Here is a 22,251-nt window from a genome sequence, read left to right as displayed (position 1 = left end):
CCATGAGCTCCGATGAATTGGCGACGGACCTGAAGGCGCGGGTGCAGGCGCTGCTGGACGAGCATGACCCGGCCGCCACCGATCCGCGCGAATTCCTTGGCGCGCAGTACGACGCGGGCCTGGCCTGGGTGCACCTGCCGCACGGCTTCGGCGGGCTGGACCTGCCGCGAAAGGCCCAGGAACTCGTCGACGCCCAGCTGGCGGCCGCCGGCGCCCCGGTGGGAGGCACCGCGAAGAACTTCATCGGGATGGGCATGGCGGCGCCCACCATCGCGGCGTTCGGGACCGACGAGCAGAAACGAAAGTTCCTGCGCCCCTTGTTCACCGGTGAGCAAGTGTATTGCCAGTTGTTCAGCGAACCCGGCGCGGGCTCTGACCTGGCCGGGTTGGCCACCCGAGCGGTCCGCGACGGTGACGACTGGATTGTCAACGGGCAGAAGGTCTGGACATCGATGGCGCAGCACGCGCAGATGGCCATCCTGGTTGCCCGCACCGACCCGACGGTGCCCAAACACTTTGGCCTGACGTACTTCCTGTGCGACATGACGCAGCCCGGTGTCGAGGTGCGCCCGCTGCGTCAGATCACCGGCGAGGCGGAGTTCAACGAGGTGTTCCTCACCGATGTTCGGGTGCCCGACGCGAACCGGCTCGGCCCGGTCGGCGGCGGCTGGCGGGTCGCGACCACCACGCTCAACAACGAGCGCGTCGCGATCGGTACGCGCGCCGGAACGCCGCGCGAGGGCGGGATCATCGGGAAGGTCACCAAGGCGTGGCGGGATGACCCCGGGCTGCGCAATCCCGCGATGCACGACGAGCTGATGAAGCTGTGGGTCGACGCGGAAGTCCTTCGCCTGGCCGGCGAGCGGCTGCGGCAGCAGGCCCAGGTGGGTCAGCCCGGACCGGAGGGCGCCGGCATGAAAATCGCCTTCGCCAAGCTGGCGCAAGCCATTTCGGGCTTCGACATCGAGCTGCACGCCGAGGCGGGGCTGCGGTACGACGACTGGACCATGCGCAGGACCGAAGTCGTCGATCTGGTCGGGCGCGAGCCCGGATACCGCTATCTGCGGGCTCGCGGCAACTCGATCGAGGGCGGCACCTCGGAGATCCTGCGCAACACCATCTCCGAGCGCATTCTCGGCCTGCCGGGCGAGCACCGCGTCGACAAAGACGTCGCCTGGAAGGACCTGGACCGGTGAGTGACCTGCTGTACTCGGACACCGAGGAGGCCTTGCGCGACAGCGTTCGGCATCTGTTCGCCGACCGCTGCCCGCCCGAATCGGTCGCCCGCGCCTATGACCCCGAACCGCAAGACTTCTCAAGCGTCTGGCGGACACTGGCCGTCGAGCTCGGGGTGGCCGGCCTGCTGGTTCCGGAGTCGCTTGGCGGGGCGGGGGCGGGTGCCCGCGAGGCCGCGGTCGTCATGGAGGAGATCGGCCGGTCCGTCGCGCCGGTGCCGTTCTTGTCCAGCGCGGTGCTGGCCACCGTTGCGCTGTTGCAGGCCGGCGATACCGAGACCGTGTCCGCGCTGGCCGAGGGCGAGCTGACCGCGGCGTTGGTGGTGCCGCTCTCGACCGCGCCCGGGGATCCGCCCGGGGCGGTGGCCGGCGGCGCAGACGGGCTGAGCGGATCGGTCACCAGCGTCGCCGGCGCCGCGCAGGCCGACGTGCTGGTGGTGTCGGTTGCCGGTCCGGACGGACACGAGCTGCATACCGTCTCGCGCACCGCGGCCGGTGTGGAGGTGTCGCCATTGCTGGCGCTGGACATGACGAGGCCCCTTGCGAATGTGCGCTTTTCGGCGGTCGCCTCGTCTCGCGTCGGGCCGGCCGCCGGGGCGGTCACCGAGGCGCTGCGTACGGGGGCGGCCCTGCTCGCGTCCGAACAGCTTGGCGTCGCCCTTTGGTGTTTCCAGACCACGCTGGAATATGCCAAGCAGCGCAAGCAGTTCGGCCGCGCGATCGGCTCGTACCAGGCGATCAAACACCGGTTGGCCGATCTGTATTTCGAAATCGGCGCCGCGACGGCGGCGGCCCGCTACGCCGCCGACACGTGTGCCCGCGGGGACGAAGACGCGGCCGTCGCGGCCGCCGTCGCGCAGGCGTATTGCAGCGGCGCCGCCGTGCATGCGGCCGAGGAGTGCGTGCAGCTGCACGGCGGCATCGGCATGACGTGGGAGTATCCGGCGCACCTTTATCTCAAGCGCGCCAAGAGCGACCAGTTGATCTTCGGCACCGCCTACCGTCACCGCGCCCGGCTGGCCGAATTGGTGGGCCTGCCCCCGACCTAGTTGGGCTCGGATTGATTTTTTCCCCGCGGCCCGCCGCGGAGGGCAAACTCCGTTATTTTGCCGCGGTATTCGCGGAGTCATCGGAATCTCCTTCCTGATCGACGCGGGCCACGGGCCGCCGTTTCATGCGAAGGTGTCGGTCCGCGGTGGGCGACGAGGCGGCCGACCGCACGCCGGAGGTGAAGAACGTCGGAATGCGGGTGTTGCTGTCCACTCACGATTCGCGCGGGGCGGTCGAACCGCTTGCGGCGCTCGGGGTTCAGTTGCGGGCGCTCGGCGCGCAGGTTCGGGTGTGCGCGCCGCCGGACCGGGAATTCGCGGAATTGTTGGCCGGCAACGGCCTGTCGCTGGTGCCATTCGGCGATTTGTGGCGTGCGATGGCGGCCGGCCTCACGCCGTCCGAAGACGACCTCCGCCGGCACCTGGACGGGCTGGTGGCCGCGCAATTCGACACGGTGGCCGCCGCGGCCGACGGATGTGACCTGCTGGTGGCCACCGGCTTCCCGCCGGTCGCGGCGGGCGCGCGGTCGGTGGCCGAGCGCCTGGGCATTCCCTACGTCTACGTGAGCTACCAACCGACCATCCTGCCGTCACCGCACCACCTGCCCCCTACGTATGCCGGCCAGTTTCCGCCCGGCTTGATCGACAACCGGGTGCTGTGGCGGAGGGACGCCCAGCAGATGAACACGCTGCTCGGCCCGACGCTCAACGACCACCGCGCGTCGCTGGGTCTGCCGCCGGTGGATGACATCCGCGACTACGCCCTCACCGAGCGTCCATGGCTGGCGGCTGATCCCACGCTGGGCCCGTGGCCGGAGCGAAGCGGGCTCGATGTGGTCCAGACCGGGGCGTGGCTGCTGCCCGACGAACGTCCCCTCCCTGCCGACGTGGCGGAGTTCCTCGACGCCGGCTCGGCGCCGGTGTACGTGGGCTTCGGCAGCATGCCGATGCGCGCCGCGACCGACCTCTCCCGGGCGGTGGTCGAGGCCGTCCGCACCCATGACCGCCGGGCGATTCTCTACCGGGGCTGGTCCGGCCTGGCCCCGGTGGACGACGGCGACGACTGCCTCGCCGTCGGTGAGCTCAACCACCGGGCGCTCTTCGCCCGCGTCGCCGCAGTCGTGCACCACGGCGGCGCGGGCACCACGACCACTGCCGCGCGGGCCGGTGTGCCGCAGGTGGTACTGCCGCAGGGGGCCGATCAGCCGTATTGGGCGGGCCGGGTGGCGGACCTGGGCATCGGTGTCGCGCACGACGGCCCGGCGCCCACCGCCGAGTCGCTGTCGGCCGCGCTCGAGACGGCCCTGTCGCCGGATATCCGTGCGCGGGCGGGTGCCGTGGCCGCAAAGATCCGCACCGACGGCGCGGCGGTGGCCGCAACGCTGCTGCTGGACGGGTTAGCGCGGTAACGCGGAACCGAAGACCTCGGTCATGGCCTGCCAGTGCCGCTCCGCCGCGGCCGGGTCATACGGCGCGTTGTCCGGAACCGCGAACCCGTGGGCCGCCGGATACCACTCGATGGTGTGCTGCACGCCGGCGGCGGTCAGCGCCTTGTCGAGCTGCTCGGCGTGGTCGTGCGTGAAGGACGCGTCATCTTTGGCGCCACCCACATACACCGTCGCGCGCATCCGGTCGGCCAGCAGGTGCGGACTGTCCGCCGTGTCGGTCACCAGGCCGCCGCCGTGGAAGGACGCCACAGCGGCGACGCGCTCGGGTACCCGACCGGCGACCACCAAGGACGTACGGCCGCCCATGCAATAGCCACACACGCCGAAGCGCTCCCCGGACACCTCCGGCCGGGCCGACAGGTAGTCGAAGAAGGCGACGGCGTCGCCGGCCATTTTGTCCGGGGTGATGCTGCCGATCATCCCGAACAGCCGCCTGCGTTCCTTCTCGTCGGCGAACACGGTGGCCATGTCGAACGGGGCCCACTCGCCGCTGCGGTAGTACACGTCGGGAAGAAGCACGGCGTAGCCGTATCCGGCCAATTTGGCCGCCATTTGTTCGAAGGTGTGGCGCAATCCGCCGGCGTCGGGGTACATGACCACGCCGGGCCACGGAACTTGGGATTCCGGACCATCGGGGGTGAACAAGTGGACGGTGCAGGTCCCGTCAGCGGTGGCGATGGTGTCGATGATGTTCGGCATGGGACCCGTTCTACTCCTGGCCCCGGGAGCTAAGCTGGCCGCGTGCCGATCCCGACGCCATACGAGGACCTGTTGCGCCTGGTGCTCGAGCGGGGCACGGCCAAAGCCGACCGCACCGGCACCGGGACCCGCAGCCTGTTCGGCCGGCAGTTGCGCTACGACCTGTCGGCCGGCTTCCCGCTGCTCACCACCAAGAAGGTGCATCTGAAGTCGGTCATCTACGAGTTGCTGTGGTTCCTGCGCGGCGACTCGAATGTCGCCTGGCTGCACGAGCACGGCGTCACCATCTGGGACGAATGGGCAAGCGAGACAGGCGATCTCGGGCCTATCTATGGCGTGCAGTGGCGGTCCTGGCCGACGCCGACGGGTGAGCACGTCGACCAGATCACCGCGGCGCTGGACTTGCTGCGCAGCGACCCAAACTCGCGGCGCATCATCGTGTCGGCGTGGAACGTCGGCGAGATCCCGCAGATGGCGCTGCCGCCGTGCCACGCGTTCTTCCAGTTCTACGTGGCCGACGGCCGGCTCAGCTGTCAGCTGTATCAGCGCAGCGCCGACCTCTTCCTCGGTGTGCCGTTCAACATCGCCAGCTACGCGCTGCTCACCCACATGATGGCCGCCCAGGCCGGTCTGTCGGTCGGTGAGTTCGTCTGGACGGGCGGCGACTGCCACATTTACGACAACCACGTCGAGCAGGTGCGCACCCAGCTCAGCCGCGAGCCGCGGCAATATCCGGAACTTTTACTGGGACACCGGGATTCGATCTTCGACTACACCTACGACGATGTCGTCGTGAAGAACTACGACCCGCACCCCGCGATCAAAGCCCCCGTCGCTGTATGACCGACCTCGGCCTGGTGTGGGCGCAGTCGACGTCGGGCATCATCGGCCGTGGTGGCGACATCCCGTGGCGAGTACCCGAGGACCTGGCCCGCTTCAAAGAGCTGACCATCGGGAACACCGTGGTGATGGGCCGGCGCACGTGGGAGTCGCTGCCTGCCAAGGTCCGGCCGCTGCCCGGTCGCAGGAATGTCGTACTCTCGCGCCGGAGGGACTTCGTGGCCGACGGCGCACAGGTCGTCGGATCGCTCGAGGCGGCTCTTGCCGGTTCCGAGACCGAGCCCGAGACGTGGGTGATCGGTGGCGAGCAGGTCTATCTGCTCGCGCTGCCCCACGCCACGCGGTGTGAGGTCACCGAGGTCGAAGTCGACCTGCGGCGCGACGACGACGACGCGCTGGCGCCTGTGCTCGACGACGCCTGGCTGGGTGAGACGGGGGAGTGGCAGGTCAGCCGCACGGGGCTGCGATACCGGCTGCACAGCTACCGTCGGGCATAGGCGTGGGCCTGCGCGCCCGTGACATACTCGGACGCGGGGGTCGGTCTCTCCGCGTCACCACACGTTGCCAGGAGGGGGAATTGGCAGTGATAACCGAACCCACGAAAGCGTTCACTCGCATGTTCAGGGGCTACGACCCGGCCGCGGTCGATGCCCACATCGAGATGTTGACCACCAAGCAGCAGTTGCTGCTCGACGATGTCGAGAGCCTGAGGTCCCGGCTGAAGGAAGCCGGCGACCAGACGGCCGCGCTGCGCAAGGAGGTCGCCGTCCTCACCGACACCTCACCCTCACCCCACGCGGTGCAGCGCCGGATGGCGAAGATGCTGCAGCGTGCGGTCGAGGAGGTTTCCGAGATGCAGGCCGAGGCGCGGAGCGAGGCGGACGCGCTGATCGCAGCGGCCGAGGCCGAGGTCGAGGCCGCGCAGCGAAAGCACGAAGAGGAGTTGGCGGCGATGGCCGAGCAGCGGAAAGCCATGGAAACCGATTACCAGGAAGCCAAGAAGCAGCTCGAAGCCGAACTGGCCGGGATGCGCGCCGACACCGAAGCGGCGATCGACAAGGCGTGGCGCGACGCCCAGCGCGAGGCCGATCACTACCGTGAGCAGGCCCGGCGCGCGGCGGACGAGGCGATCAAGCAACGGATCAACGTCCTCGAGCAGCTGATGGGCGTGTACCGCGACCTCGAAGCGGTCCCGGCCGCTCTCGAGTCGGCCTACCAGGAGCAGAAGAACGCGCCGGAGCCGAGCGTCGTGGTGCCGCTGGACGGGAAAGTCAGCACGGGCTAGCCGCGTCGCCGCCGGGCGCTGTCGCACCCGAGCGGTATTCTCGGCGCCGTGTCGATCCGGACCCCCAGGCTGTCGGCCGCGCAAGCCCGACGGATCGCCGTTGCGGCCCAAGGCTTTAGCGAGCAACGGCCCGCCGGTCCGATCACCCGCGCGCACCTGAAGCGGCTGATATCGAGAATCCAAGTGCTGCAACTGGATTCGGTTTCGGTCGCGGTGCGCGCCCACTACGCGCCGGTGTTCAGCCGGCTCGGCCCCTACGACCGCGACGTGCTGGACCGCGCCGCCTGGGGGCCGCGCGCGTCGCGGCTGCTGGCCGAGTACTGGGCGCACGAGGCCGCGCTGATGGCCGTCGACGACTGGCCGCTGCTGCGCTGGCGGATGCGCCAGTACCGGCACGGCCGCTGGGGCGTGCACATCGTCAAGGCCAATCCCCAGCTCGCTGACAAGATCGTCGCCGCCGTCGCCGAGCTCGGGCCCAGCACTGCCGGACAGATCGAGGCCCATCTCGAGGCCGAACCGCGTGGGCCCAGAGGAAGCTGGTGGGGCAGCCGCAGCGACACCAAGTGGGTCGCCGAGGCGCTGTTCGCGTCCGGCGTGCTCACGACGGCCACCCGGGTGGGCTTCGCACGGCACTACGACCTGGTGGAACGGGTGCTGCCGGCGAGCGTGCTGGCGCGCGACGTCGACGACGAGGAGGCCGTCCGGGAACTCACGCTGCGGGCGGCCACCGCGCTCGGCGTGGGAACCGAGGCCGACATCCGCGACTACTTCCGGCTGTCGGCCCAGCAGGTCAAGCCGGCGGTCGCCGACCTGGTGGCCGCGGGGGAGGTCGAGCGGGTCGACGTCGAAGGCTGGCCCGCGCCGGCCTATCTCCGCACCGGGCGCGCGGTGCCGCGAGCCGACCGGGGGACCGCGCTGTTGTGTCCGTTCGACCCGCTGATCTTCTTTCGGCCCCGGGTTGAGCGGCTGTTCGGATTTCACTACCGCATCGAGATCTACACCCCGGCCCACAAGCGCCAGTACGGCTACTACGTGTGGCCGCTGCTGATGGACGGGCAGCTGGTGGCGCGGGTCGACCTCAAGGCCGATCGGGCCGGCGACACGCTGCGCGTCGTGGGCGCGTTCGGCGAACCCGACGCGCCGCGACCGCGCGTCGTCGAGGCGCTGGCCGGCGAATTGCAGTCGATGGCGTCGTGGCTGGGTCTGGGCGGGTTCAGCGTCGCCACCCGGGGCGACCTGGCCGCCGATCTGCGGGCGGCCGGCTGATGCGGGCGACGGACAAAGAGCTCAAAAACACGCTGTGGAAGGCGGCCAACAAACTGCGCGGCTCCCTATCTGCCGGCCAGTACAAGGACGTCGTTCTCGGGCTGGTGTTCCTCAAGCATGCCTTCGATGCGCAGTGGAAGTTGTTGGTGCACAACGCGGAATCGCCCGACATCGGCCGGCTCGTCGACGACGCGATGGAGGTCGCGACGCTGCCGCGGCTATACGAGAAGCTCGACCCTCGCCGTCTCGGTGAGCTGCTGGGCCTGCTGGACACGGCGCGATTCGGTGAGCTTGGCCACGCCCGTGACGTGCTGGGCGAGGTGTACGAGTACTTTCTGGGCAATTTCGCGCGCGCGGAAGGGCGCCGCGGCGGCGAATTCTTCACCCCACCCAGCGTGGTCGGCGTGATCGTCGAGGTTCTGGAACCTTCGAACGGGCGGGTGTATGACCCGTGCTGCGGATCGGGCGGGATGTTCGTGCAGACCGAGCGGTTCATCGCCGAACACGACGGCGACCCCGCCGGAATCACGATCTGCGGTCAGGAAAGCGTCGAACAGACCTGGCGGATGGCGAAGATGAACCTCGCCGTGCACGGCATCGACAACTCCGGGCTGGGCGTGAGGTGGGCCGACACGTTCGTCGACGACCAGCACGCCGGCGTGCAGATGGATTACGTGATGGCCAATCCGCCCTTCAACATCAAGGATTGGGCCCGCGACGAGCGTGACCCGCGCTGGCGCTTCGGTGTCCCACCCGCCGGGAACGCCAACTACGCGTGGATTCAGCACGTCCTGTCCAAACTGGCCCCGGGTGGGAAGGCCGGCGTCGTCATGGCCAACGGTTCGATGTCGTCGAACGTGGCCGGGGAAGGCGAAATTCGCGCGCGGATCGTCGACGCCGACCTGGTGTGTTGCATGGTCGCGCTGCCCGGGCAGCTGTTCCGCAGCACGTCGATCCCGGTGTGCCTGTGGTTCTTCGACACCGACAAGGGCGAGCGGTCCGGGCAGGTGCTGTTCATCGACGCCCGCGGGCTCGGCCACCTGGTGGACCGCACCGAGCGGGCGCTGACGCACGAGGAGGTCGTCCGCATCGGCGACACGTATCACGCGTGGCGCGGATCGGAATCGGCTGCCGCGAAAGGCCTTACCTATCGAGATGTTCCGGGGTTCTGCGGCTCCGCGTCGCTCGACGAGATCGCCGCGGCAGGCTACCCGCTCACGCCGGGACGGTATGTCGGGGCGCCCGACCCCGAGGGCGACGGCGAGCCGGTGGAGCAGAAGATCGCCCGGCTGACCGGCGACCTGCTCGCGGCACTTGACGAATCCGCCCGCCTGGAAGGCGTTGTGCGCCAACAATTGGAGCGCCTGACTTGACCACCACACTGGGTGACCACCTGGCCTTCAGCACCGGCGGCAGTGCGCCGCCGCCGGCACCCGGCGCACGCTTCCGTGTGTACGGCGCCAACGGGGCGATCGGTTACACGGCCGAACCCAACGCGGCCGGCCCGCTGATCGTCCTCGGGCGCGTCGGGTCGCGGTGCGGCAGCCTGCGGTACTGCGCCTCCGACGTCTGGGTCACCGAGAACGCACTGGTATGCCGGGCCAAAGACCCACGCGAGACACGGTATTGGTACTACGCGCTGCAAACCTGCCGGCTGGGCGATCACCGCGGTGGATCGGGGCAGCCGCTGCTCAGCCAGCGCATCCTGCGTGACGTTGCGGTGCGCAGCGTGGGCGCGCCGCAGCGCCAGGCGATCGCCGAACTGCTCGGCTCCCTCGACGACAAAGTGTCCGCCAACGAACGGGTGATCGAGACCGCCGAGAACGTGATGGTCGCCATCGCGGAGTCGGCCCACGAACGCGTGCCGCTGTCCAGCCTCGCCGGCCGGTCGACGGTGTTCCTCGACGTGGCCGAGTTCGACGACGTGGTCGCGCACTTCAGCCTTGCGGCCTTCGACGACGGGGCGCGGCCGCGCCCCGTGGGCGCCGAATCCATCAGGAGCGGCAAATTCCTGCTGTCGGAGCCGTGCGTCTTGTTCGCCAAGCTCAATCCCCGGATTCCGCGAATCTGGAACGTGCTGACCTTGCCGCCCCAGATGGCCGTGGCCAGCAGCGAGTTCGTCGTCCTGAAACCGAGCGGCGTCGACGCCTCGGCTTTGTGGTCGGCCGTGCGGCAACCCGACGTCTCCGAACGGCTGCAACGTCGGGTGGCCGGGACTTCGGGGAGCCATCAGCGCATCCAGCCGCGCGATCTGTTGGACGTTATGGTCCCCGACGTCCGGCGCCTGCCGACCGCGGCCCTGCAGACGATCACCGAGATGGGGGCGCTGTGCGACGCGCGTCGCACCGAGAACGCGCGGCTGTCCGCCGTCCGCGACGCGCTGCTGGCCCCGCTGATATCGGGTGAGCTTCGGGTGCGGTCGCCACGTTAAGGTGAGCGCCGTGGCCGAGACCGCGCCGCTACGCGTGCAACTGATCGCCAAGACCGAGTTCCTGGCGCCGCCGGACGTGCCGTGGACCACCGACGCCGACGGTGGCGCGGCGCTGGTCGAGTTCGCCGGCAGGGCGTGCTATCAGAGCTGGTCGAAACCCAATCCCAAGACCGCGACGAACGCCGGCTACATCAAGCACATCATCGACGTCGGGCACTTTTCGGTGCTCGAGCACGCCAGCGTGTCGTTCTACATCACCGGCATTTCGCGATCGCTCACGCACGAGCTGATCCGGCACCGGCATTTCTCCTACTCGCAGCTGTCGCAGCGCTACGTGCCGGAGGGCGACTCGCGAGTCGTCGTGCCCCCGGGCATGGAGGACGACCCCGAACTGCGCCGGATCCTGACCGAGGCCGCCGACGCCAGCCGGGCCACCTACGCCGATTTGCTGGCCAAGCTCGAGGCGAAATTCGCCGACCAACCCAACGCCGTCTTGCGGCGCAAGCAGGCGCGCCAGGCCGCCCGGGCGGTGCTGCCGAACGCGACCGAGACCCGCATCGTCGTGACGGGCAACTACCGGGCCTGGCGGCACTTCATCGCCATGCGCGCCAGTGAGCACGCCGACGTGGAAATCCGGCGGCTGGCCATCGAGTGCCTGCGTCAGCTCGCCGACGCCGTGCCCGCGGTGTTCGCCGACTTCGAGATCTCGACGCTGGCCGACGGGACCGAGGTAGCCACCAGCCCGCTGGCGACCGAAGCCTGAGGCTGACCACCCCCGCCGCCCCGGCAACGCACGTCCGCGCCGTTGCCAAATACCTTGCCGCCGCCAGGTAACCTAAGGACCGTGAGCACCGTCGGATTCGACGCCCCGGCCCAGTTGGGAACCGTGCTGACCGCGATGGTGACACCGTTCGCTCCCGACGGCTCCCTCGATACCGCCGCCGCGGCACACCTGGCGAACCACCTGGTGGACGCGGGGTGTGACGGCCTCGTGGTCTCCGGCACCACCGGCGAGTCGCCGACCACCACTGACGACGAGAAGCGGGAACTGCTCCGCGTCGTGCTGGAGGCGGTGGGCGACCGCGCCCGGGTGATCGCGGGCGCGGGCACCTATGACACCGCTCACAGCGTCCGGCTGGCCAAGGCCTGCGCGGCCGAGGGCGCCCACGGATTGCTGGTGGTCACGCCCTACTACTCGAAGCCGCCGCAGAGCGGCCTCATCGCGCACTTCACCGCCGTCGCCGACGCCACCGACCTGCCGGTGCTGCTCTACGACATCCCGCCGCGCTCGGTGATCCCGATCGAGACCGAGACCATCCGTGCGCTCGCCGCCCATCCGAACATCGTGGGAATCAAGGACGCCAAAGCCGACCTGCACAGCGGCGGTCAGATCATCGCCGAGACCGGGCTGGCCTACTACTCCGGGGACGACGCGCTGAACCTGCCGTGGCTGGCCATGGGCGCCACCGGCTTCATCAGCGTGATCTCCCATGTGGCCGCGGGTCAGCTCCGAGAGATGTTGTCCGCCTTCGCTTCCGGCGACATCGCCACCGCGCGGAAGATCAACGTCTCCGTCGCCCCGCTGTGCAACGCGATGAGCCGGCTGGGCGGCGTGACGATGTCCAAGGCGGGTCTGCGTCTGCAGGGCATCGAAGTCGGCGATCCCCGGCTGCCGCAAATGCCGGCGTCGCCCGAGCAGATCGACGCGCTGGCCGCCGATATGCGCGCGGCTTCGGTGCTCCGGTGAGCCAGAGGGTGGCCCGTAAGTGGATGTAGACCTCGCCCCTCCTGGTCCCTTGACCACTGGTGGGTTGCGGGTCACCGCGCTCGGTGGCATCAGCGAAATCGGCCGGAACATGACGGTTTTCGAGCATCTCGGCCGGTTGCTGATCATCGACTGCGGGGTGATGTTCCCCACCCATGACGAGCCCGGGGTGGACCTGATACTTCCGGACCTGCGCCACATCTCCGACCGGCTCGACGACATCGAGGCGCTGGTGCTGACCCACGCGCACGAGGACCACATCGGCGGCATCCCGTTCCTGCTCAAGCTGCGCCCCGACATCCCGGTCGTCGGGTCGAAGTTCACTCTGGCGCTGGTCGCCGCGAAATGCCGCGAGCACCGGCTCAAGCCGGTGTTCGTCGAGGTCAGCGAACGCCAGCGGAGCACCCACGGCGTCTTCGAGTGCGAATACTTCGCCGTCAACCACTCGATCCCGGATGCGCTGGCGATCGCCGTGCACACCGGCGCGGGAACCGTCTTGCACACCGGCGACATCAAGCTCGACCAGCTTCCCCTGGACGGCCGGCCCACCGATCTGCCCGGCATGTCGCGGCTCGGCGACGCCGGTGTGGACCTGTTCTTGTGCGACTCGACCAACTCCGAGATCCCCGGCGTCGGACCGTCGGAGAGCGAAGTGGGACCGACGCTGCACCGCCTGATCCGGGGCGCCGAGGGCCGGGTGATCGTGGCCTGCTTCGCCTCCAACGTCGACCGGGTACAGCAGATCATCGATGCCGCGGTCGCATTGGGCCGGCGGGTGTCGTTCGTCGGGCGGTCCATGGTGCGCAACATGGGCATCGCCCGCGAGCTGGGGTTCCTGCGGGTGGCCGATTCCGACGTGATCGACATCGGCGCCGCCGAGATGATGCCGCCCGAGCGGGTGGTGCTGATCACCACCGGCACCCAGGGCGAGCCCATGTCGGCGCTGTCGCGGATGTCGCGCGGCGAGCATCGCAGCATCACGCTCACCGCGGGAGACCTGATCGTGCTGGCGTCGTCACTGATCCCCGGCAACGAGGAGGCGGTCTACGGCGTGATCGACGCGCTCGCCAAGATCGGGGCGCGCGTCGTCACGAACGCCCAAGCACGCGTGCATGTTTCGGGCCACGCGTATGCCGGCGAGCTGTTGTTCCTCTACAACGGTGTGCGGCCGCGCAACGTCATGCCGGTGCACGGCACCTGGCGGATGCTGCGCGCCAACGCCAAGCTGGCGGCCAGCACCGGGGTGCCGGAGGAGTCGATCCTGTTGGCCGAGAACGGCGTCAGCGTCGACCTGGTCGCCGGCACGGCGTCGATCGCCGGGGCGGTTCCGGTCGGCAAGATGTTCGTCGACGGGCTGATCAGCGGCGACGTCGGCGACATCACGCTGGGGGAACGGCTCATCCTGTCGTCGGGCTTCGTCGCGGTGACCGTCGTCGTCCAGCGCGGCACCGGGCGCCCCGTGGCCGCGCCGCACTTGCATTCGCGCGGCTTCTCCGAAGACCCCAAGGCGCTGGAGCCCGCCGGGCGCCGGGTCGAGGCGGAGCTGGAACTGCTTGCCGCGGACAACATCACCGATCCGGGCCGCATCGCGCAGGCCGTGCGCCGCACCGTCGGCAAGTGGGTGGGCGAGGTGTACCGCCGGCAACCGATGATCGTGCCGACGGTCATCGAGGTCTGACCCGCCCTAGAGCTTCTCCGCGTAGGCCGACCATTCCAGTTGCGAGGCCTTCAGCTTGCGACCCGTGGGCTCCACGTAACGCTCGAGGAGTTCGTCGGGCCCGGCCTGCTCCAGCAGCCGCCAGCCGTATTCGCCGACGAACTCGCCGACCTCCTCGGGTTGTAACCCGAAGTGCCACAACTGCCTGCGCTGGCGGACGCTGCGATAGAGCGTGCGAGTGCCGTATCGATTCGTACCGTCGATGAAATCCCGCCGGACGTAGGTGAATACCAGACGGCTGCCCGGCGCGGCCGCGCGCAACCCCTCCAGCGTCCGGCGAACGGTTGCTTCGGTCAGGTACTGGGTGACTCCTTCGCAGATGAAGAAGGCCCGGTAATCGGTGCGGTAGCCGTGCTCGGCCAGGGCGGTCAGCAAGTCGTCGCGCGCCAGGTCCAACGCCACCTGCCGCACCGACATCGGCGGCCCGCCCAGCACCCGCCGGACCGTCTTCACCTTCCTGGCGACGTTGACCGGCAGGTCGACTTCGAAGACGGGGATGCGGACTTGGCGGGTCAGCAGGTAGGCGCGGGTGTCCAATCCGGCGCCGAGGATGACGACCGCGTCGACGCCCTCGAGCGCCTCGGCCAGCTTGTCGCCGATGAAACGCTTGCGGCAGGCCAGGTTCGCCCACAGGCCGCGGCCGGTCCACTCCGATCCGCGGACCATCAAGCGGCGCACGGGGGCCACGCGGGTGGCCGCGACGAGCCAGCGCAGCGGCGCCGGCAGAAACAGTTCCGCGAGGTCGTCGTCCACCAGGCGGCGGCCCGGTGGCTCGTTCTGTTCGACGGCGGCCAACACCATCGGGCCGAAAGCGGTCTGCGCGGCGGGATTTCGTGCCATTCGACTACTTGTTCAAAAAGCCCGCATCGACCGGCAGCGTCACCCCGGTGATGTAGCGGGCCTGGTCGCTCACCAGCCACGCCACCGCGTTGGCGACGTCCTCGACGTCCAGCACCTCCACCGGCATGGCGTTGCCCATGGCGCCCGGTGTGTCGGTCGCGGCGGCCATCTTGGCCAGCCATTCCCGGGTGAACTCGTTGTTGATCATCGGGGTCTCGACACCGGAAGGATGGATCGAGTTGACCCGGATATACTGTGTGGCAAGCAGATTCGCGTATACCCGCATCAGCCCCACCACGCCGTGCTTGGCGGCGGCGTAGCCGACGGAACCGGCGTCCGGGCTGCCGACGCCGGCGAGTCCGGCGCTCGAGCTGATCAGCACGATCGAGCCGCCGGTGCCCTGCTTGACCATGGTCGGGATGGACACCTTGATGGTGTTGTAGACGCCGGTGAGGTTGACGTCGATGACGTCGCGCCAGCCGTCGTCGCCGGACTGCATCGGTGCGATACCTGCGTTGGCCACGACGATGTCGAGCCGGCCGAACTCGTCCAGGCCCGCCTGCAGCGCGGCCGACAGCGAGGCCCGGTCGCGCACGTCGCCGCGGGCGGCCACGATCCGGGCGCCGGTGTCCTCGACCAGCTTGACGGTTTGCGCGAGGTCGTCCTCGGTGGCCAGGGGATAGGGCACGCTGGCGATCTGGTCGCACAGGTCGACCGCGATGATGCTCGCGCCGTCGGCGGCGAGCCGCACGGCGTGGGCGCGTCCCTGGCCGCGCGCCGCGCCGGTGATGAAGGCGATCTTGCCTTCGAGGGGCCGCGTCATCAGGACCGGAGCTGACCCTTGTCCGGGTCGCCGGCGGGAACCGGCTGCAGCATCTTGATGTCCGGCGCCCCGGCGAGGTGGTCGCCGGCCGCGGTGAACATCTTGGTGACGGCGGGAGCGGTGCTGTGGGCCTTCAGCGCCTCGGGATCGGCCCACTGCTCGACGAAGACGAAGGTCTCGCCCGATTGGTGCAGCGAGTACAACTGGCAGCCGGGTTCGTTGTGCACTTCCTCCACAGCCTGCGTAAGGATGTCGCGGACTGCGTCGACCGATTCGGGTTTAACGGTCATTGTGGCAACGACGACGACGGGCATGCTGGGGCCTCCTGGGGGCTACGGGGTGGTGACGCGCATGACTTCTGTTATCTAAATCACCGGTTGCCACCCTACCCACGCAGCCGAGTGGCCCACCCGTCAGATGGCTCACATGACCAAACCGTTACCAGTGTGGCGGGTGGTGCAGATGATGGCGGTGCGACTACCCTTGCCGACATGGCTAACAAGACCGCCGCCCGCTCCAAAGCCAGAACGAGCAGGTCAAAGGCCCCTTCACGAAGTGGGTCGGGTCGCGGGCGGCCGGCGGCGCCCCGTAAGCGGCCGAGGAGGCCCGCCAAACGGCGCAACCACTCGCTGCTGCTGGCCGCCGGGCTGACCGGCGGGCGCGCCCTGCGCGCCACCTGGCTGATGGCGGCGCGCAGCACCGGCGGCGCCGCCCGATCGATCGGCCGGGCCCGCGACATCGACCCGGGGCACCGCCGCGACGGGATCGCGCTGATGCTGCTCGGCCTTTCCGTCGTGGTCGCCGCGAGCTCGTGGTTCAACGCCGCCCGGCCGGTCGGCGCGTGGGTCGACACGCTGTTGCGCACCTTCATCGGGGCGGGGGTCCTGGCGCTCCCGGTCGTCACCGCCGCGGTGGCGGTGACGCTGATGCGCACCCAGCCCAACCCCGATGCGCGGCCCAGGCTGATCCTGGGCGCCACCCTGATCGCGCTTTCCGTGCTCGGCCTGCGGCACCTGTGGTCGGGCTCGCCCGAGGACCCGGAAGCGCGGCGCCGCGCGGCGGGGTTCATCGGCTTCGCCATCGGCGGCCCACTGTCCGACGGGCTGACCGCGTGGATCGCCGCGCCGTTGTTGTTCATCGGCTTCATGTTCGGCCTGCTGTTGCTGACGGGCACCACCATCCGGGAGGTGCCCGACGCCGTCCGCGCCATGTTCGGCGCCCGGTTGCTCGGTGATGACGAGTACTACGACGACTTTGACGACTACGCGGATTCCGATGCGGTCCAGGACTTTTCCGACGACTTCTACGACGAGAGTTCGCTCGACCCCGAAGACGGGCCGCCGGCCTGGCCGGCTGACCCGGCCCCCGCCCTGCGCGACAACGAGGACGACATCCCCACCACGCCGGAGCCGGCCATCGGGAAGAGTCGCCGCCGCGACAAGAAGAAGACCGAGGTGCTGGACCGCGTCGTCGAGGGTCCGTACACCCTGCCGTCGATGAGCCTGCTGGTGGCGGGCGACCCGCCGAAGAAGCGCAGCGCCGCCAACAACGTCATGGCCGACGCCATCGGCGAGGTGCTCACCCAGTTCAAGGTCGACGCGGCCGTCACCGGCTGCACCCGCGGGCCGACCGTCACCCGCTACGAGGTCGAGCTCGGGCCGGGCGTGAAGGTGGAGAAGATCACCGCGCTGCAGAAGAACATCGCCTACGCGGTGGCCACCGAGAGCGTGCGCATGCTGGCCCCGATCCCCGGCAAGTCCGCCGTGGGCATCGAGGTGCCCAACACCGACCGGGAAATGGTGCGGCTGGCCGACGTGCTGACCGCGCCGTCGACCCGCCGCGACCACCACCCGCTGGTGATCGGGCTGGGCAAAGACATCGAGGGCGACTTCATCTCGGCCAACCTCGCGAAGATGCCGCACCTGCTGGTCGCGGGGTCCACCGGCTCCGGCAAGTCCAGCTTCGTCAACTCCATGCTGGTGTCGTTGCTGACCCGCGCCACCCCCGAAGAGGTCAGGATGATCCTGATCGACCCGAAGATGGTGGAGCTCACCCCGTACGAGGGCATCCCGCACCTGATCACCCCGATCATCACTCAGCCCAAGAAGGCGGCCGCCGCGCTGGCGTGGCTGGTCGAGGAGATGGAGCAGCGCTACCAGGACATGCAGGCGTCGCGGGTGCGCCACATCGACGACTTCAACGAAAAGGTGCGGTCGGGGGCCATCACCGCGCCGCTGGGCAGCCAGCGCGAATACCGGCCGTACCCGTACGTCGTGGCGATCGTCGACGAGCTGGCCGACCTGATGATGACCGCGCCGCGCGACGTCGAGGATGCGATCGTGCGGATCACCCAGAAGGCCCGCGCGGCCGGCATTCACCTGGTGCTGGCCACCCAGCGCCCGTCGGTCGACGTGGTCACCGGGCTGATCAAGACCAACGTGCCGTCGCGGCTGGCGTTCGCCACGTCGTCGCTCACCGACAGCCGGGTGATCCTGGACCAGGCCGGTGCCGAGAAGCTGATCGGCATGGGCGACGGCCTGTTCCTGCCGATGGGCGCGAGCAAGCCGCTGCGGTTGCAGGGCGCCTACATCACCGACGAGGAGATCCACGCCGTCGTCAACGCCTGCAAGGATCAGGCCGAGCCCGAATACACCGAGGGCGTCACCGCCGCCAAGACCACCAGCGAACGCACCGACGTCGACCCGGACATCGGTGACGACATGGACGTGTTCCTGCAGGCCGTCGAGCTGGTGGTGTCCAGCCAATTCGGCTCGACCTCGATGCTGCAGCGCAAGCTGCGCGTCGGCTTCGCCAAGGCCGGCCGGCTGATGGACCTGATGGAAACCCGCGGCATCGTCGGGCCCAGCGAGGGATCCAAGGCGCGCGAGGTGCTGGTCAAGCCCGACGAGCTGGCCGGGACGCTGGCGTTGATCCGGGGTGGCGGCGACGCCGACGGCGGCGACCCCGACTAGCGCCGAAGATTCACAGCACCAGCAGCATCCGGGAGTTGCCCAGGATGTTGGGCTTGACGTAGCTCAGGTCCAGGAACTCGGCGACACCGATGTCGTAGGAGCGGCACATCTCCTCGAACACCTCGGCGGTGACCGGCGTGCCCTCGATCTCGGTGAACCCGTGCTTGCCGAAGAACTCGGTCTCGAACGTCAGCACGAACAGCCGCTTCAGCTGCAGCTCGCGTGCGACCTCCAGCAACCGGTCGACGATCGCGTGGCCGATGCCGTGGCCCGTCATCGCCGGGTCGACCGCGACGGTGCGGATCTCGCCCAGGTCGGACCACATCACGTGCAGGGCGCCGCAACCGACCACGTCGTCGCCGCATTCGGCCACCCAGAACTCCTGGACGGCCTCGTATAGCGTCACCAGGTTCTTCTCGAGCAGGATCTTCCCCGCGTAGGTGTCGACGAGCTGTTTGATCGCGGGGACATCGGACGTTCGCGCGCGGCGCACCACCGCTCGGCAGTCCTGCGGACTTTCAGTCACGGCTAACAGTATCGGCATCGGGGACGGGTGCACTGGTCAACAGTTATTCTGTTGCGGTGTCGGGGCAGCCGCAAACGGGACCGTTGATGGGACCGCCGGGCCGCGTCCATATCGCGAACCTCGCCAACACGCTGACGCTGTTGCGGCTGGTGTTGGTCCCGATCTTCCTCCTCGCGCTGTTCGCCAAAGATGGTCACGAGACCGCTTTCCGGATCGTGGCTTTCGTGATTTTCGCGGTTGCCGCGATCACGGATCGCCTGGACGGCCTGCTGGCCCGCAACTACGGCATGGCGACCGAATTCGGGGCGTTTGTCGATCCGATCGCGGACAAGACGCTGGTCGGGTCGGCGCTGATTGGTCTGTCGATGCTCGGCGAGCTGCCGTGGTGGGTCACGGTCGTGATCCTGGTCCGCGAGTTCGGGGTCACGGTGCTGCGGCTGGCGGTCATTCGCCGGGGGGTCATCCCGGCCAGTTGGGGCGGCAAGGTCAAGACCGTGGTCCAGGCGGTGGCGATCGGCCTGTTCATCCTGCCGCTGGCCGGGCCGTTCCGGGTGACGGCGGCGGTGGTGATGGGTGCGGCCATCGTTCTGACGATCGTCACCGGCATCGACTACGTGGTGTCGACCGTTCGGGAAGTGCGCCGGACGACCGACTGATTTTTACGGTCGCCGAACGGGAACCAAGACCCCGCCACCCGCGTTTCACGTAGTGAGCATCTGCCGCGGTCGATTTCGTGCCGAGCGGGGCTGACTGGACGAAGGAGGGCAGGGATGCCGTCATTAGTGCGCGAGGTCATCGGCGACGTGCTGCGCGAGGCCCGGGTGACACAGGGCCGGACGCTGCGCGAGGTGTCCGATTCGGCGCGGGTGAGCCTCGGATACCTGTCCGAGGTGGAACGCGGGCGCAAGGAGCCCTCCAGCGAGCTGCTCAACGCGATCTGCGAGGCATTACGGGTGCCGCTGTCGTCGGTGCTCACCGACGCCGGCGAGCGGATGGCTGGCCAGGAACGGGCGGCCCACGGTGCGTCCGTCGATGGCGCCCGCGGTCCCAGCATCGACGCCGGCACCAAGGTCGTCATCCCGCCGGTGGCGTCCCTGGCGATCGCCTGAGCGCAGCCCGGCGCGGCGATCCAGCGCCAGGGGTAGGGCGATCGGCCCCGACCCACTAAATTGAGCGACAAGCGACGGCCCATCCAGGGACCATCCGGCCTACAAGAAGCGAAGGTGGAGCTCACTCATGGCCAATCCGTTCGTCAAAGCGTGGAAGTACCTGATGGCGCTGTTCAACGCGAAGATCGACGAGCACGCCGACCCCAAGGTGCAGATCCAGCAGGCCATCGAGGAAGCGCAACGCACGCATCAGGCGCTGACGCAGCAGGCGGCGCAGGTGATCGGTAACCAGCGCCAATTGGAGATGCGGCTGAACCGGCAACTCGCCGACATTGAAAAGCTGCAGGTCAACGTTCGGCAGGCCCTGACGCTCGCCGACCAGGCCACCGCGGCCGGTGACGCCGCCAAGGCCACCGAGTACAACAACGCCGCCGAGGCGTTCGCGGCCCAGCTGGTGACCGCCGAGCAGAGCGTCGAGGACCTCAAGACGCTGCACGACCAGGCGCTGAGCGCGGCCTCGCAGGCCAAGAAGGCGGTCGAGCAGAACGCGATGGTGCTGCAGCAGAAGATCGCCGAGCGCACCAAGCTGCTCAGCCAGCTCGAGCAGGCCAAGATGCAGGAACAGGTGAGCGCCTCGCTGCGGTCGATGAGCGAGATCGCCGCCCCTGGCAACGTGCCCAGCCTCGACGAGGTGCGCGACAAGATCGAACGCCGCTACGCCAACGCGATCGGCTCCGCCGAACTCGCACAGGGTTCGGTGCAGGGCCGCATGCTCGAGGTCGAGCAGGCCGGGGTGCAGATGGCCGGTCACTCCCGGCTGGAGCAGATCCGCGCGTCGATGCGCGGCGAAGCGCTGCCGGCCGGTGGGACACCCGCCGCCGGGGCCACTCCGGAGGCGAAGCCCGCGTCCGCCGAGACCACCGGGGGCGCGGTCACCGAGAAGCCGTTTGGCCAGTAACGCGGGTGTCGTGGCGGTGAGCGAGACGCGGCGCGGGCTCTGGCGCACGTTGCTGGGGCGCGGGTTGGCCACGGCCGTCGACCTTTCCGATCTGGTGGCCCAGAAGATCAGCGCCGCCGCGGATCCGCGTGCGCGGCTGCTGCGGCGGCAACGTCGCGCACTGCGGTGGGGCCTGATCTTCGCCGCCGGTTGCGTGTTCTGGGCGTTGGTGACGATGCTGCTGGCGGCCTGGGGATGGTTCGCGCTGCTGCTGGAGATCACCGGCGCCGTCTCGGTCATCATGGCCATCCCGGCGACGCTGTTGTTGTTCCGCTACCGGTGGCTGCGCTCCGAGCCGCTGCCCACGCCCCGGCCGGCGAACGCGCGCCGGCTGCCGCCACCGGGGTCGGCGGCGCGGCCCGCCATGTACGCGCTGGGCGCCTCCGAACGCGGATTCCTCTCGCTGCTGAACGTGATCGAGCGCGGCTCGATGTTGCCGACCGCCGAGATCCGTGACCTGACCGCGGCGGCCGGCAAGACCTCGGCGGCCATGGCGGCCACCGCCGCGGAGGTGGTGTCGATGGAGCGGGCGGCACAGTCCAGCGAATCATCGCGGGCGTATCTGGTGCCCACCATCAACGCGTTCACCGCGCAGTTGAGCGCCGGCGTCCGTCAGTACAACGAGATGGTAACCGCCGCAGCCCAATTGGTGTCTTCGGCCAACGGCGATCAGTTGGCCGCCTCGCAGCGCTACCGCGCCGAGCTGGCCGGGGCAACCGACCGGCTGGTCGGCTGGGCGCAGGCGTTCGACGAACTCGGCGGCTTGCGCGGCGCGAGCTAGCGGGCTAGAACGTCGCTTTCAGCGACGGCAGCACCACGGCGGCCAGGCCGCGAAGGGTGGCCTTGAACATGTCGAAGAAGTCAAAGTAGTCGCGCCACAACGTGATTCGCCCATCGTGGACTTCGAACACGCCGCACACCCAGAACTGCAGCCGCAACGGGCCGAAGATCAGGGCGTCGGAGCGCTCGGTGAGCACCGCCCCGCCGTCGGCGGCGATGCGGTGGATCTTCACCTCGAAGGCGGCGCGGCCGTCCATCTGGCGAAACAGCTTCATCGCCCTGGCGCGGCCGTGAATCGTCGGCAGCCCGACATTTTCGTAGACGAGGTTGTCGTCCAATGCCGCGTCGGCGGCGTCGTAATCCGCATCCTGCAGGGCGTTCAGAAAACCCTCGACCGTGCGGGTGTTCGCAACGGTTGTCCCAGTCAGCTCGGTCATGGGTGCCAGCGTAGGCGAGCGTTTCGCCGGCG

23 protein-coding genes are annotated in these 22,251 nt (G+C 69.1%); 17 read left to right on the top strand and 6 right to left on the bottom strand.

Going from position 1 to position 22,251, the window contains the following annotated elements; all coding sequences use genetic code 11:
• The first annotated feature begins 2 nt into the window (after positions 1-2).
• The 3 genes from A5750_RS09930 (at position 3) to A5750_RS09920 (ending at position 3,693) form a co-directional block, all read left to right on the top strand.
• Positions 3-1,196 (top strand): acyl-CoA dehydrogenase family protein, encoded by a 1,194-nt coding sequence (locus A5750_RS09930; protein ID WP_066950472.1) that lies wholly within the window; start codon positions 3-5, stop codon positions 1,194-1,196.
• The gene (locus A5750_RS09925; protein WP_066950468.1) at positions 1,193-2,284 is read left to right on the top strand and encodes an acyl-CoA dehydrogenase family protein; all 1,092 of its coding nucleotides are present in this window, start codon (positions 1,193-1,195) and stop codon (positions 2,282-2,284) included. The genes A5750_RS09930 and A5750_RS09925 overlap by 4 nt, the downstream gene beginning before the upstream one ends.
• 194 nt (positions 2,285-2,478) lie before the next feature.
• Complete coding sequence (locus A5750_RS09920; protein WP_066950653.1) at positions 2,479-3,693, top strand: glycosyltransferase; 1,215 nt, start codon at positions 2,479-2,481, stop codon at positions 3,691-3,693.
• Here A5750_RS09920 and A5750_RS09915 read toward each other — a convergent pair.
• Complete coding sequence (locus A5750_RS09915) at positions 3,682-4,431, bottom strand: dienelactone hydrolase family protein (RefSeq protein WP_066950465.1); 750 nt, start codon at positions 4,429-4,431, stop codon at positions 3,682-3,684. The genes A5750_RS09920 and A5750_RS09915 overlap by 12 nt on opposite strands.
• 42 nt (positions 4,432-4,473) lie before the next feature.
• Between A5750_RS09915 and A5750_RS09910 the strand changes: the two genes are divergently transcribed.
• The 9 genes from A5750_RS09910 to A5750_RS09870 all read left to right on the top strand — a co-directional run bounded on the left by A5750_RS09910 (position 4,474) and on the right by A5750_RS09870 (position 13,696).
• A complete protein-coding gene (locus tag A5750_RS09910) occupies positions 4,474-5,274 on the top strand; it encodes a thymidylate synthase (protein WP_067262371.1) in 801 nt (266 codons plus the stop codon).
• Entirely contained in the window at positions 5,271-5,768 is a 498-nt protein-coding gene (locus A5750_RS09905; RefSeq protein WP_066950459.1) for a dihydrofolate reductase, read from the top strand. Before A5750_RS09910 ends, A5750_RS09905 begins: the two co-directional genes overlap by 4 nt.
• Before the next feature lie 86 nt (positions 5,769-5,854).
• Positions 5,855-6,556: a DivIVA domain-containing protein gene (locus tag A5750_RS09900; RefSeq protein WP_066950456.1), complete on the top strand. Its 702-nt coding sequence runs from the start codon at positions 5,855-5,857 to the stop codon at positions 6,554-6,556.
• An 18-nt stretch (positions 6,557-6,574) separates the two neighbouring features.
• Positions 6,575-7,822, top strand: a complete 1,248-nt coding sequence (locus A5750_RS09895) for a winged helix-turn-helix domain-containing protein (protein WP_197505402.1) — start codon at positions 6,575-6,577, stop codon at positions 7,820-7,822.
• Positions 7,822-9,195 carry a type I restriction-modification system subunit M gene (locus A5750_RS09890; RefSeq protein WP_066950453.1) on the top strand — a complete coding sequence of 458 codons (1,374 nt, stop codon included), beginning with the start codon at positions 7,822-7,824 and terminating at the stop codon, positions 9,193-9,195. Before A5750_RS09895 ends, A5750_RS09890 begins: the two co-directional genes overlap by 1 nt.
• Complete coding sequence (locus tag A5750_RS09885) at positions 9,192-10,253, top strand: restriction endonuclease subunit S (protein WP_066950450.1); 1,062 nt, start codon at positions 9,192-9,194, stop codon at positions 10,251-10,253. Before A5750_RS09890 ends, A5750_RS09885 begins: the two co-directional genes overlap by 4 nt.
• Positions 10,254-10,263: 10 nt before the next feature.
• Entirely contained in the window at positions 10,264-11,016 is a 753-nt protein-coding gene (thyX, locus tag A5750_RS09880; protein WP_066950644.1) for an FAD-dependent thymidylate synthase, read from the top strand.
• An 81-nt stretch (positions 11,017-11,097) separates the two neighbouring features.
• Complete coding sequence (gene dapA, locus A5750_RS09875; protein ID WP_066950447.1) at positions 11,098-12,000, top strand: 4-hydroxy-tetrahydrodipicolinate synthase; 903 nt, start codon at positions 11,098-11,100, stop codon at positions 11,998-12,000.
• Positions 12,001-12,019: 19 nt separating this feature from the next.
• The gene (locus tag A5750_RS09870) at positions 12,020-13,696 is read left to right on the top strand and encodes a ribonuclease J (protein ID WP_066950444.1); all 1,677 of its coding nucleotides are present in this window, start codon (positions 12,020-12,022) and stop codon (positions 13,694-13,696) included.
• 6 nt (positions 13,697-13,702) lie between these two features.
• Here A5750_RS09870 and A5750_RS09865 read toward each other — a convergent pair whose 3' ends face one another.
• From A5750_RS09865 to A5750_RS09855, 3 genes are read right to left on the bottom strand one after another with little or no spacing between them, the layout of a single operon-like run.
• A complete protein-coding gene (locus tag A5750_RS09865; protein WP_066950441.1) occupies positions 13,703-14,575 on the bottom strand; it encodes an SAM-dependent methyltransferase in 873 nt (290 codons plus the stop codon).
• A 4-nt stretch (positions 14,576-14,579) separates the two neighbouring features.
• Entirely contained in the window at positions 14,580-15,401 is an 822-nt protein-coding gene (locus tag A5750_RS09860) for a mycofactocin-coupled SDR family oxidoreductase (protein ID WP_066950641.1), read from the bottom strand.
• Entirely contained in the window at positions 15,398-15,712 is a 315-nt protein-coding gene (locus A5750_RS09855; protein ID WP_066950438.1) for a putative quinol monooxygenase, read from the bottom strand. Before A5750_RS09855 ends, A5750_RS09860 begins: the two co-directional genes overlap by 4 nt.
• A gap of 177 nt (positions 15,713-15,889) precedes the next feature.
• Here A5750_RS09855 and A5750_RS09850 point away from each other — a divergent pair, with 177 nt between their 5' ends.
• Positions 15,890-18,370 carry a DNA translocase FtsK gene (locus tag A5750_RS09850; RefSeq protein WP_156659342.1) on the top strand — a complete coding sequence of 827 codons (2,481 nt, stop codon included), beginning with the start codon at positions 15,890-15,892 and terminating at the stop codon, positions 18,368-18,370.
• 10 nt (positions 18,371-18,380) lie between these two features.
• Here the strand turns inward: A5750_RS09850 and A5750_RS09845 are convergent, their stop codons facing one another.
• Complete coding sequence (locus A5750_RS09845) at positions 18,381-18,896, bottom strand: amino-acid N-acetyltransferase (protein ID WP_197505395.1); 516 nt, start codon at positions 18,894-18,896, stop codon at positions 18,381-18,383.
• Positions 18,897-18,952: 56 nt separating this feature from the next.
• Here A5750_RS09845 and pgsA point away from each other — a divergent pair, with 56 nt between their 5' ends.
• From pgsA to A5750_RS09825, 4 genes are all read left to right on the top strand, one after another.
• Positions 18,953-19,552, top strand: a complete 600-nt coding sequence (pgsA, locus tag A5750_RS09840) for a CDP-diacylglycerol--glycerol-3-phosphate 3-phosphatidyltransferase (RefSeq protein WP_066950429.1) — start codon at positions 18,953-18,955, stop codon at positions 19,550-19,552.
• 114 nt (positions 19,553-19,666) lie between these two features.
• A complete protein-coding gene (gene clgR, locus A5750_RS09835) occupies positions 19,667-20,005 on the top strand; it encodes a transcriptional regulator ClgR (RefSeq protein WP_066950425.1) in 339 nt (112 codons plus the stop codon).
• A gap of 127 nt (positions 20,006-20,132) precedes the next feature.
• A complete protein-coding gene (gene pspA, locus A5750_RS09830; protein ID WP_066950423.1) occupies positions 20,133-20,963 on the top strand; it encodes a phage shock protein PspA in 831 nt (276 codons plus the stop codon).
• A 10-nt stretch (positions 20,964-20,973) separates the two neighbouring features.
• A complete protein-coding gene (locus tag A5750_RS09825) occupies positions 20,974-21,783 on the top strand; it encodes a hypothetical protein (RefSeq protein ID WP_067262367.1) in 810 nt (269 codons plus the stop codon).
• A gap of 4 nt (positions 21,784-21,787) precedes the next feature.
• Here A5750_RS09825 and A5750_RS09820 read toward each other — a convergent pair whose 3' ends face one another.
• On the bottom strand, positions 21,788-22,219 hold the full coding sequence (locus A5750_RS09820; protein ID WP_067262363.1) for a limonene-1,2-epoxide hydrolase family protein: 432 nt from the start codon (positions 22,217-22,219) through the stop codon (positions 21,788-21,790).
• Between the last annotated feature and the right edge of the window lie 32 nt (positions 22,220-22,251).

The organism is Mycobacterium sp. 852002-51613_SCH5001154, assembly GCF_001667425.1.
Classification (GTDB): Bacteria; Actinomycetota; Actinomycetes; order Mycobacteriales; family Mycobacteriaceae; genus Mycobacterium.
This window is presented reverse-complemented; position numbering and strand designations above follow the sequence as displayed.